Below are 14,684 nucleotides of genomic sequence, written 5' to 3'. Positions count from 1 at the left end.
GTGACGACGTGCTCGCTGCCGATATGAGTGTCGTCCGAGAGATTACCCTGCCAACTGCTGTACGTGTGGTCGATGGGATGCCACCAGATGTATTTCTGTGTGTCGCAACGCCAGCGGACCCACCATTCGAGCATCTCGCCGGTGCAACCGTGCATATCCGTACGGACTGCGACGTGCAGCCCTCCAGATGGCAGTCGCTCGTATCCCATCTCCAATTGCAGAGGCTTCGGATCTAGTAGAGCGGTGACTTCTGACAGGTCCATTGATTCAGCTCCTCGGATCGAGTTTTTCCAACGAGCTGAAGGTATGAGCCAGATGTGCTGCGCGTCACCCCATTTGTCCCGGTTTCCGGGACTAAACGGTTACGCCCGAGAAGTCGACATCGGACGATGGCACGCATCACATCGACCGCCCGAATCGGGCTCACTGTCTGGAGAGACAACACATGCATCTCAATGCACCCGCGCGAACCGATGAACGTGGGGAGACTCGATCCCACCCCGCAGTCATCGGGTTGTGCATGGTTATCACCGTGATCGAGGGATTCAACCTGATCGTCTACGGATCTGTTATTCCGTTGCTGTTGGAAGACTCGTACCTGCGCATAACCGATCAACAAGCAGGGCTGGTCGGCGGGCTCGTCTATATCGGAGCCATCGCCGGATCTGTACTGGCCCCTCTCGCTGCCGAGCGCTCCGGTCGAAAGTGGGTTCTCATTGTTGCCATCGCACTGTTCGCTTTCGGAGCCGTGATCACCGGAGCGTCGATCAGCATCGTCATGCTCGCAGTGGGTCGATTTGTCACTGGATTCGGCGTGGGCGGCGCGCTCACCACCGCGATGACAGTCGCTCGCAACAGTGCGGCATCGTCACGGGCGTCGTTGGTCGTCACGATCACAATGGCAGGTATCCCACTCGGCGGCGTCGTCGCGTCACTGCTCGCGATTCCAGTGCTTCCTGCGCTCGGATGGCGCCCGATGTTCTTCATCGGTGCATGTACGGCTCTGGTGATCCTCGCCGCCGTCGTGATAATCGACATCCCGACCGACACTCCCCAGGAGGTGGCGGGGCGTTTATGGTCTGGTCGGCAAAAGATTGCCGCACTGTTCACCGGCCGCGGGTCCACAATCGCACTGGTTGTCGCGGTATGCGCAATCTCCAACATGGTTGCGTGGCAGGGACTCAACGTGTGGGCAGCGCAGTCGATTATTGACTTGGGGTACACGCTGAACACTGCTCTTGTGGTCACCTTTACTCTGACCGGTGCCGCAGTAATCGGTTCCTTTGCCAGTGCGTGGGCGGCCGACCGCCGCGGGGCCTCAGTTGTAGCGGTAGCCACCAGCGCGTGCACGCTCGTCGGACTTCTCGGAATGGTCTATCTGCCGACATCGTTGACGGGGACCATGATTTGTGTGGCACTGATGGGCATCGGCGGCCATTCCACGATGAATCTGGTGCACACGACCACAGCCGATGTCTACCCGTTGCCTGCACGAGCAACTGCCCTTGGTTGGTCGAACGGGACATCATTCGTCGGGGCGTTCTTAGGCCCGGTAATCGGCGGTACCTCCATTGCGTCGGGTGGAGCCGTCGGATTGTTCAGTACGTTCGCGGGTGCCGCGGCAGTGTGCTTGGTCGCGGTCTGTGCACTCTGTTTTGCAGATAGGCGCATCAGACGGTAGGGATACCACTGATCACGAATCAGTTCCCGACCTCCCAGTAGGAGCCGGGAACTGATTCGCGCGATCTGCAGAAGTCACGGGAGCACACAGAAGAAGCTCTCAGGCAGTCGCATTCAGAATTGCGCTCGCGACAAACCCAGATCCACCTGACTGTTCACCACTTTGAGACCTTCGACCGCGAGTTCCTTCTTCGCTTTGAACCGCCCGGACGGAATGACGATGGCGATCGCTTGAAGCGCGCCAGTCGGTCCGATCATTGCAGTAGCCACGGCGCAGATCCCTACGTCGTGCTCCTCGATGTCGACGGAGACGTGGGAGCGACGCACCTCCGCCAGTTCCGCCAGCAGCGCCGCCCGTTCGGTGATCGTCTTATCCGTAAATCGTGGTAGAACCGGTGACAACAACGCAACTGCCTGCTCCTCCGGCAACTGAGCAAGCATGGCCTTCCCGATACAACTCGCATGCAGCGAAAAGCTCTTGCCGACCTTGGTGACGCCTCTGAGCCTTTCCGGTGAGGCAATCTGATCGACGACGACAACCTCGCGACCACTGAAGATCGCCAACTCCACGTTCTCGTTGACGGTACGAGCCAACGTCGCCAGCTGAGATCGATTGGCCGAGAGGAGCCGTAGGTGAGCATTCATCCCGAACTTGAGTAAGCCGGGGCCCAAGATGTATCCGGATCTGTCCGGAACTCGGACCACGTACAACTCACGTTCGAGAGCTTGAATAACTCGGTGCACCGTCGAACGTGGAAGTCCGGTGCGGGTTGCGAGGTCTGTCAGCGTCATCGGCCAGCGACTCTCGGCGATCGAATCCAGAATCACCGTGGCCCTGCCTATGTTCGCCACGACTAACTCCTCGTCCAGGTCCTGGTTACCGCAAGTTCGATGATGCTCCAGTCTCGTTCGTCGACAACCATCGTGTATTCACCGAGGGTGTGCACCGAGGGATCGGGTTCGAACACCCACCGAGTGTAGTGCGCGTGAGCTTTCCACACTCGGGGGCCAGACCCGGCGAGCACCACGAGGTTGCTGACGTCATGGCGATGTGCGACAGGTGATTTCCACAATTCTGCGAAGAACTTCTCCGCATCGTCCGGATGATCGAAACCCGTCCCGGGGAAGCTAACCCGGGCAGAAGCCAGGAGCCCCACAGCACCGTCGACGTCTTTGCGGTCCACAAAGTCGACGTACGTGTGAAGTAGGTTCGAAATCCAGTGTCTGGCCGAGACGACTCCCTGGAGCTGACTGCAGGTCACGATTCCGTCTGCTCTTGCCACTGTCGAACGTAGGAACGTCCGTAATCGTTGCCATGCGGAGTGCGCATCACCGTGTGAATATGGAAGGGCTGAGGAGTGTCGTAGTCGAGGAAGACACCGCAGTGGTGATCCAGTTCAGCTATCAAGACCGGGGATTGGATGCGGTAGTAGAAGACGTCTCCAGGGCGGTGCCCGCCGATCCAGCAGAACCATGTCCGGTCCAGGTGCTCTTCGATCTCGCGCAGACGAGCAGTCCGAGGTCCCGCGGGCAACAATGCCACGAACTGTTCGGCGATCGCGAGCACTAGTTGTCTGGCACGCGTGTCCATCTGATCGACGGGAATGCCTTCGAAGGGAATCACTCGGTTGTCCTGAAACGCTCCGGCGAGGTGCCGCTCATCCCCGGGGTGTACTCGCCCGGGAGGCATGGCCGGATCGTTCATCAGCCCGTATACAGTGGCCTCACGCCGCTGGTCGTCAGTGAGTGCGGCCATCAGTTCTATACCGAGTTCGATTCGACCAGTGAATGATTCGATGCCGGCGTGGGGACCATCGTCTATCTCGTTGGGTTCCGCGCCGAGAAAGACCGGACTCACAACCATCCGCCCGCCGATGATCAGACAGTTGACCGCGCAGTGGTGACCGTACAATTGCCATCCCCACGGCGAGACGACACTCGGTTCACCGTACAGAGCGACGTTGTAACTGAATTCGTTGAGTATCGTCTCCAATCCGACAACCTCGCCGAGAAAACCATTGATCAACATCATGTTTCGGACGATTCGGAAACCTTCGGGGCTCAGCGAGGCCTCGACCAATCGCAAAGCCAACTGTCGAACACGTTGCGATTGGAACTCGAGTCGTACTCCGGTGTCGAACTGCATGAACTCGGGGTTCGCCCACGTCTGCCACTCGACAGCATCGATCGGATAACTGATCCTGGAGCGATCGACGTCACTCAACTCCGCAAGTAGATCTCTCGCAGCATCCACCATTTCATCCACCGGAGCCTCTTCACCGTGCGTGACGGCTGTCAAAGGGTAAAGCCCGTCCGTGATCGTGCCGTTTTCGGTGACTCCTCGAAATTCGTTGAGATATAGCGGCTTCCATCCCTCAACGAGATCACCGGTAAAGGTCCCAGGCCGCCTTGACACATCGCGATAGGCGTAGGGATCCAAACCTCGAACACTCGATAGTCGGCGATGGTCGTGAGGAAACAGATGTGAGCGGAACTCACCGGACATGAATCGTCCTTTCAGACTGGAGTGTTGTGCCGTACGACGGCCGCACGTACTGCAGCCACATCGCCGGCGGAGATTGCGTCGACAAGTTCGACGTGGATGTGAAACCTCTCGGTGCGGTAGCCCGCTGTGTCACGCTCGTTGTCGAACTCGGTGGCCGTGCCGTGCAGCGGGCCCAGAGTGCCGATATAGACCGATCGCGCAAGGTCATTGGGAACGATCGTCGCGATTCGCTCGTGCAAGGCCCAGTTCGCTCGGAGGAAGGTGTCCCAGTCGGGGGCGGATTCCATCCGCTTCAGGTGTGCCCCCAAGTCGGCGATGTCGGCCCGGCTTCGATGCCGAGCCGCAGCAGTGTCGATCAAGATTTCGAGGTGATCACGCAACTCGATGGCATCCGCGACGACCGAGGCCCCCTCGCTGACACTCAGCAACGTATGGCGCAAGCGAACCGCCGGGCTCTTCTCTGCGACAAATAAGCCGCCACCTCGCCCCTGGCGGATCTCCAGCACTCCCCGATCACGAAGCAGTCGAACCGCTTCGCTGACAGTCGAATATGCAAATCCGGTCTCGCCGCGAAGCGATTCCAGCGTGCCGATTGGCGCACCGGGCTCCAGGTTCTGCTCCCGAATCCGGCTGTCGATCGCCGCCGCCAACTGCTCGGCTCGGGTCCCCCTCCCCACCGCTTTGGACAGCACAGAAATCGGGTCACTCGGCGCAACAGGAATCCGGGGCACGCGTCCGCCTTGTCCATCTGGGGTGTCGTGAGGCATAGTCCTATGAAACCATAAACCTCCGAAGGTTTATAGGTTTAATTCGAACCTGAAAGGCAACTGATGAAAATCGTTGGGATTCAGCAACCCGATCGTGGAGTTCAGGTGGCTCAACTGTCCGAGGACGGCTCCCACGTGAGTGTCGTGTGCACTCTCGAAGAGTTCTGGTCGGATCCCGCCGGCAAGCTCGCGACGACTCCGACCGGGCCACACCTGCCGGTAGCCGACATCGAGTTCGTTCCACCGGTCCTGCCGGGCGCGAGGGTGGTCTGCATCGGACTGAACTATCTTGCCCACGTCGCAGAGGGGAGCTACCGCGCAGATCCTCTACCCGCCTATCCGACTCTGTTCGCCCGGTGGCCCAACTCCCTCACTGTCGGCGACACCGATGTCCCCGTTCCAGCCAACGAGCAGGGTCTCGACTGGGAAGGAGAGGTGGTCGCCTGGGTTGGGCAAAAGCTTGCCGACGCCACTCCCGACCAGGCCCTTGCAGCTGTCGTCGGATACTCGACGTTCAACGATCTCACCTGCAGGCGAGCACAGAAACTCACCTCGCAGTGGATACTCGGAAAGAACGGTGACCGATCCGGCCCACTAGGACCGATGGTTCCTGCGAGCGAAGTCGGCGACCTGCGCGACGGCCTGCGAATACAAACCCGCGTCAACGGCGAAATCGTTCAGGACGCTCGCACCGACGAAATGGTCTATACAGTCGGCGACACCTTCTCTCACATCTCTCAGACCTTCACACTGCACCCCGGCGATCTCCTCGCTACGGGCACACCGTCGGGAGTCGGCTACGCACGCTCACCCCAATGGCTACTACAACCAGGCGATCAGGTCGAGGTCGAAGTCGAAAAGCTTGGTACTCTTCGAAATACATTGGTATCCAGGAATACTCGATTCGAAGGCTGAGCAAGAACGAGGCACCATGTCACGAGAGCCATCAGTCCGAGATGGGCGATCCCCCAGATCGCCCTCGACAGACGCCAGAGTGCCAACCTTCGCCGACCTCACGGGTGACCGTCAATACTTTTCTGATTGCATTCGGAGAAGACAACTTTCGCAGTCGCTGCAGCGCCCGATGCAGGTCGAGTGACACCTCGTCTGTCGTACGGGCAAGCGACGTTGCGGTCGCCTTTGTATCGAGCCCGACGATCAGCCGCAACACCAAGACATCGCGTTCGACAATCGGGAGCGTTGTCGGAGGCGGAAGCGATCCACCGCTAAACCCGTCGGATGCCGCCCGAGCAATTGCGATGCTTGTACTCGCGTACAGCACGCGTAGAAAAGGCTGATACGTCTCCGATCCGTCGCACACTGCCGTGAGAACGGCGACGCACGCGGCATCCGCGGCGGAATCGGAAACGGCCTGATCAAGCTCGGCGCGGCACCGCAGCACAACCATCGGACGAAACGCCGCATACAAACTGGCCATGGACTCACGGCTACCGCTCCGCGCCGCGGCGGCCAATACATCCAGCGAGCCTTCCTGCAACATGGGCTCACATCTCTCTTTCTCGACGGGACATTCGTTGTGCGGTCCGAGAGATCAGCTGGAACCGAACGGTCCCACGAAGTGGTTCCGGCGGATGGTCATGCCACGATCAATCCCCTGCCCGAAGGATTCTCGAGGCTCTCTCTCAGCCCTGAGGCACACCCCAGTGAAGTCCTGCATCCTTGCCGTCCACTGGCACTGACCTGGCAAATTCCTGGCAGGGTGCTGATTCAAACCGAACGCCTTGCACTGCAGAATTTTTCGATCCGGTCAGCGTGTATTTGCTGCTCCAAGTCCGACCGTTCCGTTCCAGGCGACGAGGGGTCACACGGGCGTAGGGTCGAGAGAGTTCGGCTCAGTCGTCAAGAGCGGAAGGACACCCAGACAATGCGGAGCGATGGAGATACGTGGGACATCGTCAGTAGCGTCGGACTTACCGCGCTGGCAGTGGCAACGTTCCGAGCACTGGAGAGCACCCGTCCGGACGCGATCATCGAAGACAAGTTCGCATCGTGGTTCGTAGAAGCTGCAGCCGAGCCGCATTTCACAGCTCTTCTGAAAGATCCCACACTCCTCGAGGACACCCCCTTCGGCGGTTTCATGGGGTTGCGAACCAGGTTCTTCGACGAATTCTTCTCGTCGTCAACCGAATCCGGAGTAAGGCAGGCGGTAATCGTTGCAGCAGGGTTGGATTCGCGTGCGTACCGGCTGGATTGGAGCTCAGGATCGACGGTATTCGAAGTGGATCAGCCAAAGGTGCTGGAGTTCAAAGCCGAAGTGCTCGCGGCGCACGACGCCCAGCCGAAGACCGATAGACGCACTGTGCCTACCGATCTGCGAAACGACTGGCCGGCCGCACTCGAGGAGGCTGGTTTCGACCCGAACGAACCCACAGCCTGGTCGGCGGAAGGCCTGCTCGCCTATCTCCCCGGCCCGGCCCACGACGCCCTGTTCGAGCGGATCGACGAACTCTCGGCCACCGGTAGTCGCTTGGCGGTGAACGACTTTCCGGCCGGAACCGACCCGAGCAAGCTTGCGGCCATCAGATCCAAGTACTTCGCCAAGGACCCGTTCGGAGACCTGGACATTTCGCAACTGTTCTACAGCGACAAGCGATCCGATCCGGGCCAGTGGTTGGCTGAACACAATTGGACTGTCCGACGCTTCAGCTCGGTCGAGTTGGCAGAACTGTACGATCGCCGGATCCCCGAACTCCCCGAAGAAATCGCAGCGCTGTCAACGCAACCCTCCTTTTTGGCCGCGACCAAGAACTAGCTCTCGCAGTCATCACGAAAGTTCTTCGAGTGCAGCCTTTCTCCCATTTGTCCAGCTGCAAGGTGTGTGTCACCACTACCAGCAGTTGACGGTACTCGAGGATGAACCGATTCAGTACCTCAGGCTGAGTATGTCTACACCTCAGACGGACGCGCGCCGAAGAAGATGCTGATGAAATAAGTCCATGAAACTCGAACACACACGCAGGAAGAGTCGCCCGCTCACGCTGGTAGCACTTGCCTCCGCAGCGGTATTCGCCCTCGCCGCATGTACTTCCGGGACTGATTCCGCACAAACCTCTGAAAACCGCACAAAGACCTCCCCCACCGCGGCACCCGCTACGGTCACGATCCCTGACAGCTCCGTCGGCAAGCAGATCACCTGGCTTCTCAGTGCGTTCAACACGAGCACGCCGTTGACCCAGGAAGAAATCGCCGAACACTTCGGGCCCACTGCACCCGTCGTCCTGACACCTCCGGACTTCGACTCCATCCGAGCCGGACAGCCTTGGACAACAGTGAAGTACAAGGGAGGCGACTCCGACGGCACAGTTTCCATCACCAGCACCACCGGCGGTGCGTTCGACGTCAACGTCGTCGTCGACGGCAACGGGCTGATCCTCGGAATGGCGATCACACCGACCAAGGACGTTCATGTGCCGGCCGCATCTTGGCAAGAACTCGAGGCAGCTGTCAAAGCGCTTCCCGCGCCGACCAATCTGACCGTCACCGAGGTCACCGAAGGAAAGAACGCCGAAGTCTTCAGTGTCGGCGACACCTCACCACAGCCCACAGGGTCAACGATCAAGCTGTACGTTCTCGGCGCGGTCGCGACGGCCGTCCAGAACGGGACACTCTCCTGGGATCAGAAGCTCACCATCACCGACGACCTCAAATCGATGCCCGGCGGGACCATGCAGGACCTGCCATCGGGAACTGAAGTCACGGTCCGAGATACCGCCGGCAAGATGATCTCGATCAGCGACAACACCGCCACCGACATGCTGATCGCTGCTGTCGGGCGCGAGCAGGTAGAAGCCGAGTTCGCCCCGATGGGCATGGCAAATCCTTCGCTCAACATCCCGCTCAAGCCGACCCGCGCACTGTTCCAACTCGGCTGGGGTGACCAAGGCGCACAACGTATCGCTTGGCGCGACGGAACTCCGGACGAGCGTCGAGCGATACTCGCGGCACTACCTGGCGGCCTGGTGGACATCCCGGCGTCAGCATTCACCACCCCCGCATGGCCTTTCGACATCGATTGGTTCGCCTCGCCCGCCGACCTGCGTGCCGCGTTGGTCACGTTGCAAGAGAAGGCGAAGACCGAGAGCGGCGCACCGGTTCGAAACATTCTCGCCGAGGATCCGGCGCTCAGTGACGAGTCCGCGAAATGGTTCACTTACGGCGGATTCAAGGGCGGCAGTTCCATCGGGGTCCTCGCGGGTGCCTATTACGTGGAACACGACGATCGTGCCTGGGTTGTCACCATGCAAACTCATGGTGACGACGCTGCACTGGTTGCCGACCCGGCTCTGTACTTCGATCCGGTCGACGACGCGATGCTCTTGATCCAGAATGATGCGACCAGCTAAAGCGCACTCCCCAACTCGAGCGCACGTCCCAACTCGCGCAAGATTCACCGAAAGGCCTGTCCCGACAAAGGGATCCGTTGGGGCAGGCCTTTGTGATCGGTCAGGAAAGTACGACGCGCTCGAGCCTGTCGGCGATCGCTTTGCCGACGCCCCAGTCGAGTGCTGCACACCCGACCGACTTGAACACCGTGCGACCGTGACGCTCCACGCCGGATTCCATTACCGCGCCCAGTGATCGGAGGTCGGAGATGGGGAACTCTCGCTCGATTGCCGACCTGACTTCGCCCGATCCCTCCAGACATCCGGCTACGTCGTCGAGGACGGTAACCGTCGAAGCATCGATGAGCCCGGCAGGGAGTTCCGTCATCGACGGACGGAAGGATCCGACTGCATTGACGTGGACGTTTGCCGGCAGTGCTTCCAGGTCGAACAACGGTGACGTGGCACCGGTCGCGCAACACACCACGTCAGCATTTCCGACGCATTCGTTTGCCGATCCTGCTACCGAGAGCCGGAGTCCTGGATGCCTCACTTTTGCTTCGTCGACAAAGCGTTGTGCATGCGCGAGAGTCCGGCTGTGTACCGAGATCTCCTCGAATTCCCGTACTGCGCAGCAGGAATCAAGTTGTGTCGCGGCCTGGGCGCCGGAGCCGAGGATCGCCAGACGCCGGACCTTTTCGGGCGCCAGCACGTCCGTTGCCACACCGGAGACCGCACCGGTTCGCAGCGCGGTGAACCGGTGGGCCTCCACGCTGAATCGCGGAAGTCCGGTGGCTCCGTCGTACCAGAGCACAGTTCCTTCGATGCGCCTGCTTCCGTCGATGTCGTAGATCGTCAGCGTCTTGACAACGGCGTCTCGGGTGGTCCGATGCAGTGCGGACATCACGAGCAACTGGCCGTCCGCCACGACCGTTCGCGGTGGTTGTTCGAGCCGCCCCTCGTGAAGTTCGGTGATGGCACTGGCCACCGCTGCGACGGCGACCCCGACGGGAATCAACGAGTCGAGCCTGGCGAGGGCGATGTGTGGAGCCACTGCATGATCTTCGATTTCCATCGTTTTCCGATTCCGTTTCTCGGGGTGTACTTCAGGGCTAGTTCACTGAAATTCCTTGACATCCAATCGGTAAGGTATTACACCTAATGCATCCTCGCAAGGCTCCGTACGAACCCGCCGTTCCGAACGAACGGCCCGAAGGTGGATCTGATGGACAAGACAATGACGCGGTTCTCGAGGCGTACCGCTCTGGTGGGAACTGCAACTGCACTCGCACTGGTTCTCGGTGGTTGTTCAGGCGCAGCTAAAGACGCCGGCGCCTCGTCCGAGCCCGCCGGCGAGCCGCAGCGGGGCGGTGAACTGCGAGTTTCGATCGGCGCAGAACCGATTGCACCTGCGTTCGACATGGGAACAATGGCCGTCACCTCGGTGGGCACAGCATCGATCGCTACCCTCGCGTACAACGGTCTGGTCGACTTCAAGGACGGTCAACCGGTACCCGAACTCGCTACGTCCTGGAAGCAGACCTCCCCCACGCAGTACGTCTTCACCCTCCGCGATGGTGTGAAGTTCACTGACGGAACGCCGTTCGATGCCGAAGCAGTCAAATTCAATCTCGATCGATTGCTCGACCCGAATGGAACCGGTGCGAACCTGCCGCCGTCTTTGGACTCGGTCGAGGTCAGCGCACCCCATGAAGTAACCATGAATCTCTCGACCCCCGCCGGTGGATTTGTCGCCTCGTTGCGCCGTGGACGGGTGATGATGATGTCCCCAACCGCCGTGACGCAGTACGCCAAGACCGACCCGTTCAAAGCTTCGGTGGGCACCGGTCCGTACAAGTTCGAGGAGTACAAGACCGGTCAGTACATCAGGCTCGTCCGCAACGACGATTACTGGGCTGACGACAACTACCTGGATTCGATCAAGATCTCGATCCTTCCCGACCCGACCACCTCGATGCAGGCATTCGTCAACGGGGAACTCGATGTTCTCGGTGTGACACCGGCCCAACTCGCACAAGTCAAAAGCCGAGGCAACTCGGTCATCAAGACGTCGATCAGCAACACGTTCAACTACGTCAGTTTCAACCAGGCGGTCAAGCCTTTCGACAACGTCGACGTACGCCGCGGGTTCTCTGCAGCGATCAACCGTGACGGTATCGCACAGGGCATTTACCAGGGATACGCCGATCCGGCGAGCGGGCCCCTCAGCCCGAAAATCGGCGATGCCTACTCGGACCTCTCCGGTCTTGCCTCACAGACGTTTTCAACAGACAAGGCAAAGGAATTCCTGAAGAACGGAAACTTCGACCTCGGTACGACGGTTCCGTTCAGCACCTTCACCCAGACTCCGTTCTCGACAGAAGCCGATGCGGTTGCCGAACAGCTCCAGAACGTCGGCATCAAGGTCGACCTGAGCAAAGAGGAGTTCGGATCCTGGGCTCAGAAGATCTACACAGCAAAGAATTTCACGGTCATGAACAGCGGTCAGACCACGGCCACCGTCGATCCCGACGAGATTCTCTACCCCTTGTTCCACAGTAAGGGCGATCTGAACGCCTCTTCGATCAACGATCCCGAACTCGACAAACTGCTCGACGCTGCTCGCGCCGAACAGGATCCGCAGCAACGGGCACAGATGTACCAGCAGGCATCCAAGCTGATCGCGGACAATGCCTACGCAGCGTTCACCGTGTACCCGCAGAAGATCGCCGCAACCAGCCCATCGGTCGGCGGATACGAATTCACGGAGGGTGGCACCAATCCACTCTCGAGGGTTTGGCTCGCCAAGTGAGCGTGATCGAAGCGGTACCTGATTCCGACATGCCGCCGAAGGAGCGAGAGCCCGCGCCCTCGTCCGGCCGGCTGCGTCGAATCGCGCGCACCCTGTTGGTCAATGCCGCACAACTGGGAATCGTCGGACTCGCCGCAACATTCCTGATGTTCGTACTCCTTCGGACGATCCCCGGGGACCCCGCTCGCACAGTGAGCGGGCCGGGCGGGTCTGTCAGTCCTGAGCAGATCGCACGTATTCGTTCCGAACTCGGTCTCGACAAACCTGTGGTGGTCCAGTATTTCGACTGGCTGTCCGCCGCCGCTCGCGGCGACCTCGGAAAGTCGTTGGTGCTCAACGACTCGGTGACGACCTTACTGTCCGACCGCATCGTCGTAACACTTCAACTGGGCATGTATGCGCTTGGCTTCGCATTGTTGGTCGCGGTACCACTGAGCGTCCTCGCTTCAAGGTTCACCAGCGATCGCGCGAACCGGAGTGTCCGACTGGTCGGAACGCTGGGTATCGCAGTACCCAGCTTCTGGTTGGCTCTCCTGTTGATCATCGCGTTCCAGAACGTCTTGCCGACGTTTGGATACTCGTCGATCAGTGACGGTATCGGTGCGCATTTCCAACACATGATTCTTCCGACCATCGCGCTGGGTGTCGGTATGTCGACTCTGCTCTTCGAGACCACGCGTGCATCCTTGATCGGCACACTCAACTCCGATTACGTCCGGACGGCAAGGTCATTCGGGATCCCCGAGCGTCGCGTTTACTCTCGATACGCACTACGGAACGCACTACTTCCCACTGTGACGATCGCAGGACTGGAGATGGGCGCGCTGATGGGCGGAGCACTCCTCGTCGAAAATGCTTTTGCCGTTCCCGGTATGGGCCGACTCCTCGTTCAATCCGTCTTGGCTCGCGACTACACAGTGGTGCAGGGTTGCATCCTCGTGCTGGTCATCGTTGTCGTATCTGTCAATCTTCTGATGGATGTCGTCTATTCCCTCATCGATCCCAGAGTCAGGACCGACAATGACTGAGTCATTCGGAGCTGCGCTTTCCCCGTCTTCCCCAATCGCGCCGAGCACACGTCAGCGGCGTCGATTCACGGCCCGCATTCTCTCCTTGCCTGGTCAGAAGGTGGCATGGAGCATTCTGTTCGTACTGGTGTCGGCGGCCGTGCTCGCGCCTCTTCTCGCGCCGCACTCCCCCAACGTCCAAGATCTCACGTCGACTCTCGCCCCACCCAACGGTGAGCATCTCCTCGGCACCGATGATCTGGGTCGAGATCAGTTGAGCCGTCTACTGTTCGGACTCCGCACCTCACTCGCCATCAGTGCTGCAGTGACATTGGGCGTCATGATCATCGGGCTACCACTCGGAATGCTGGCAGGCTTCACCCGTGGAATTGCGAATACCGTCATTGCCCGGGTCATCGACGTCGGGCTGGCTTTGCCTTCATTGCTGCTCGCACTGGCGCTCATCGCCGCAATGGGAGCGGGGGTCACCAGTACGGTCATCGCTCTCGTTGCGGGCTACACGCCGTATCTCGCACGGGTTACACGCAGTGTCGTACTCAAGATTCGTGAAGAGGAATACATCGACAGCGCAGCCGTGAGCGGAGTTCCGACCTGGCGCATCATCGTTCGGCACGTCACGCCGAACATGATCGAATCAGTGTCGGTTCAGCTGACCCTGATCTTCGCCTTCACCGTTATCGCCGAAGCCGGGCTCAGCTTCGTCGGCCTCGGTATCCAGCCACCGACCTCGTCTCTGGGCAACATGCTCGCCCTCGGGTCGACCCACAGCATCGACCTGCCTTTGATGTCGATAGTCCCCGGATGCACCATCGCCCTCGTCGTCATCACTTTGCTGGTCTGTGGAGACGGCCTTCGCCACGCGCTCGACCCGAGGAGCAACCGATGACGATACCGCTGCTGTCGATCACGGATCTCCGTGTAGCACTGGCAGACAATCCCGCACTGCGACCAGTGGACGGAGTCAGCTTCCACATAAATTCGGGTGAGAGCGTCGCACTGGTCGGTGAGAGCGGCTGCGGCAAATCAGTGACGTCGTACTCCGTACTCGGCCTCCTCGAAGGCTCCCTGGCGGCACATGGAGAGATGGTCTTCGACGGCCGGCAATTCGACATGTCCGACCGTGGTGCGCTGGCCCCGCTTCGAGGCACCGACATTGCGATGATCCCCCAGGACCCCGGAACCTCGCTGAACCCAGTGGTGAGCATCGAACGACAACTCGGCGATCTCGTACGTATACATCACAAGGTCACCAAACGCATTGCAGCCAAACGAGTACGCGAACTGCTTGCCCGAGTCGGGATTCCGGCCCCGGATCGGGTCGCCGGTGCCTTTCCTTTCGAATTGTCCGGTGGGATGCGCCAACGTGTACTCATCGCAATGGCTCTGGCCTGCGAACCGACGATGCTCATCGCCGACGAGCCGACCACCGCATTGGACACAACAGTGCAAGCGCAGATCATGGATCTGTTGCACAGTCTCATCGAAGACGAGGGGATGTCCATGATGTTCATCTCGCACGATCTCGGGCTGGTTGCACAACACTGCAAC

15 protein-coding genes are annotated in these 14,684 nt (G+C 59.9%); 8 read left to right on the top strand and 7 right to left on the bottom strand.

All coding sequences use genetic code 11. From position 1 onward, the window contains the following. The coding region (locus RWT78_RS21795) for a DAPG hydrolase family protein (RefSeq protein ID WP_399552174.1) at positions 1-263 on the bottom strand (263 nt) is incomplete at its 3' end. 257 nt (positions 264-520) lie between these two features. Here RWT78_RS21795 and RWT78_RS21790 point away from each other — a divergent pair. After that, complete coding sequence (locus tag RWT78_RS21790) at positions 521-1,681, top strand: MFS transporter (RefSeq protein ID WP_054188029.1); 1,161 nt, start codon at positions 521-523, stop codon at positions 1,679-1,681. A 113-nt stretch (positions 1,682-1,794) separates the two neighbouring features. On the opposite strand, the gene RWT78_RS21785 is transcribed toward RWT78_RS21790, so the two are convergent. The 4 genes from RWT78_RS21785 to RWT78_RS21770 all read right to left on the bottom strand — a co-directional run bounded on the left by RWT78_RS21785 (position 1,795) and on the right by RWT78_RS21770 (position 4,917). Next, positions 1,795-2,532, bottom strand: coding sequence for an IclR family transcriptional regulator (locus RWT78_RS21785; RefSeq protein WP_042452480.1), 738 nt, complete (start codon positions 2,530-2,532; stop codon positions 1,795-1,797). A 2-nt stretch (positions 2,533-2,534) separates the two neighbouring features. Next, the gene (locus RWT78_RS21780; RefSeq protein ID WP_314678188.1) at positions 2,535-2,963 is read right to left on the bottom strand and encodes a hypothetical protein; all 429 of its coding nucleotides are present in this window, start codon (positions 2,961-2,963) and stop codon (positions 2,535-2,537) included. Further along, positions 2,939-3,946: a DUF3500 domain-containing protein gene (locus RWT78_RS21775; protein ID WP_256261696.1), complete on the bottom strand. Its 1,008-nt coding sequence runs from the start codon at positions 3,944-3,946 to the stop codon at positions 2,939-2,941. The genes RWT78_RS21780 and RWT78_RS21775 overlap by 25 nt, the downstream gene beginning before the upstream one ends. Before the next feature lie 251 nt (positions 3,947-4,197). Continuing rightward, positions 4,198-4,917 (bottom strand): FCD domain-containing protein, encoded by a 720-nt coding sequence (locus RWT78_RS21770; RefSeq protein ID WP_314678181.1) that lies wholly within the window; start codon positions 4,915-4,917, stop codon positions 4,198-4,200. A 99-nt stretch (positions 4,918-5,016) separates the two neighbouring features. On the opposite strand from RWT78_RS21770, the gene RWT78_RS21765 reads away from it, so the two are divergent. Continuing rightward, complete coding sequence (locus tag RWT78_RS21765) at positions 5,017-5,868, top strand: fumarylacetoacetate hydrolase family protein (RefSeq protein WP_314678179.1); 852 nt, start codon at positions 5,017-5,019, stop codon at positions 5,866-5,868. A 31-nt stretch (positions 5,869-5,899) separates the two neighbouring features. Here the strand turns inward: RWT78_RS21765 and RWT78_RS21760 are convergent, their stop codons facing one another. Further along, positions 5,900-6,454, bottom strand: coding sequence for an RNA polymerase subunit sigma (locus tag RWT78_RS21760; RefSeq protein WP_314678177.1), 555 nt, complete (start codon positions 6,452-6,454; stop codon positions 5,900-5,902). 384 nt (positions 6,455-6,838) lie between these two features. Here RWT78_RS21760 and RWT78_RS21755 point away from each other — a divergent pair, with 384 nt between their 5' ends. Both RWT78_RS21755 and RWT78_RS21750 read left to right on the top strand, forming a co-directional pair. Continuing rightward, complete coding sequence (locus RWT78_RS21755) at positions 6,839-7,726, top strand: class I SAM-dependent methyltransferase (protein WP_047269285.1); 888 nt, start codon at positions 6,839-6,841, stop codon at positions 7,724-7,726. A gap of 184 nt (positions 7,727-7,910) precedes the next feature. Beyond that, positions 7,911-9,317 carry a serine hydrolase gene (locus RWT78_RS21750; protein ID WP_054831554.1) on the top strand — a complete coding sequence of 469 codons (1,407 nt, stop codon included), beginning with the start codon at positions 7,911-7,913 and terminating at the stop codon, positions 9,315-9,317. A gap of 100 nt (positions 9,318-9,417) precedes the next feature. On the opposite strand, the gene RWT78_RS21745 is transcribed toward RWT78_RS21750, so the two are convergent. After that, positions 9,418-10,371, bottom strand: coding sequence for an ornithine cyclodeaminase family protein (locus RWT78_RS21745; protein WP_003945571.1), 954 nt, complete (start codon positions 10,369-10,371; stop codon positions 9,418-9,420). Positions 10,372-10,521: 150 nt separating this feature from the next. Between RWT78_RS21745 and RWT78_RS21740 the strand changes: the two genes are divergently transcribed. From RWT78_RS21740 to RWT78_RS21725, 4 genes are all read left to right on the top strand, one after another. Beyond that, a complete protein-coding gene (locus RWT78_RS21740) occupies positions 10,522-12,108 on the top strand; it encodes an ABC transporter substrate-binding protein (protein WP_314678169.1) in 1,587 nt (528 codons plus the stop codon). Beyond that, positions 12,105-13,136, top strand: coding sequence for an ABC transporter permease (locus RWT78_RS21735; protein ID WP_003945487.1), 1,032 nt, complete (start codon positions 12,105-12,107; stop codon positions 13,134-13,136). The genes RWT78_RS21740 and RWT78_RS21735 overlap by 4 nt, the downstream gene beginning before the upstream one ends. Continuing rightward, positions 13,129-14,022, top strand: a complete 894-nt coding sequence (locus tag RWT78_RS21730) for an ABC transporter permease (protein WP_064112944.1) — start codon at positions 13,129-13,131, stop codon at positions 14,020-14,022. Before RWT78_RS21735 ends, RWT78_RS21730 begins: the two co-directional genes overlap by 8 nt. Then, on the top strand, positions 14,019-14,684 hold a 666-nt coding region (locus RWT78_RS21725; RefSeq protein ID WP_314678160.1), incomplete at its 3' end, for an ABC transporter ATP-binding protein. The genes RWT78_RS21730 and RWT78_RS21725, both read left to right, overlap by 4 nt.

This window comes from uncultured Rhodococcus sp. (genome assembly GCF_963525155.1).
GTDB classification, from domain to species: domain Bacteria; phylum Actinomycetota; class Actinomycetes; order Mycobacteriales; family Mycobacteriaceae; genus Rhodococcus_F; species Rhodococcus_F qingshengii.
The sequence above is the reverse complement of the archived record's forward strand: the minus strand, read 5'-3'. Positions and strand labels throughout refer to the sequence as shown.

Excerpts from the sequence above, each read along its gene's own strand:
- RWT78_RS21790 (WP_054188029.1), top strand. The coding sequence starts at position 521 with ATGGTTATCACCGTGATCGAGGGATTCAACCTGATCGTCTACGGATCT.
- RWT78_RS21765 (WP_314678179.1), top strand. The coding sequence starts at position 5,017 with ATGAAAATCGTTGGGATTCAGCAACCCGATCGTGGAGTTCAGGTGGCT.
- RWT78_RS21760 (WP_314678177.1), bottom strand. The coding sequence starts at position 6,454 with ATGTTGCAGGAAGGCTCGCTGGATGTATTGGCCGCCGCGGCGCGGAGC.
- RWT78_RS21755 (WP_047269285.1), top strand. The coding sequence starts at position 6,839 with ATGCGGAGCGATGGAGATACGTGGGACATCGTCAGTAGCGTCGGACTT.
- RWT78_RS21750 (WP_054831554.1), top strand. The coding sequence starts at position 7,911 with ATGAAACTCGAACACACACGCAGGAAGAGTCGCCCGCTCACGCTGGTA.
- RWT78_RS21745 (WP_003945571.1), bottom strand. The coding sequence starts at position 10,371 with ATGGAAATCGAAGATCATGCAGTGGCTCCACACATCGCCCTCGCCAGG.
- RWT78_RS21740 (WP_314678169.1), top strand. The coding sequence starts at position 10,522 with ATGGACAAGACAATGACGCGGTTCTCGAGGCGTACCGCTCTGGTGGGA.
- RWT78_RS21730 (WP_064112944.1), top strand. The coding sequence starts at position 13,129 with ATGACTGAGTCATTCGGAGCTGCGCTTTCCCCGTCTTCCCCAATCGCG.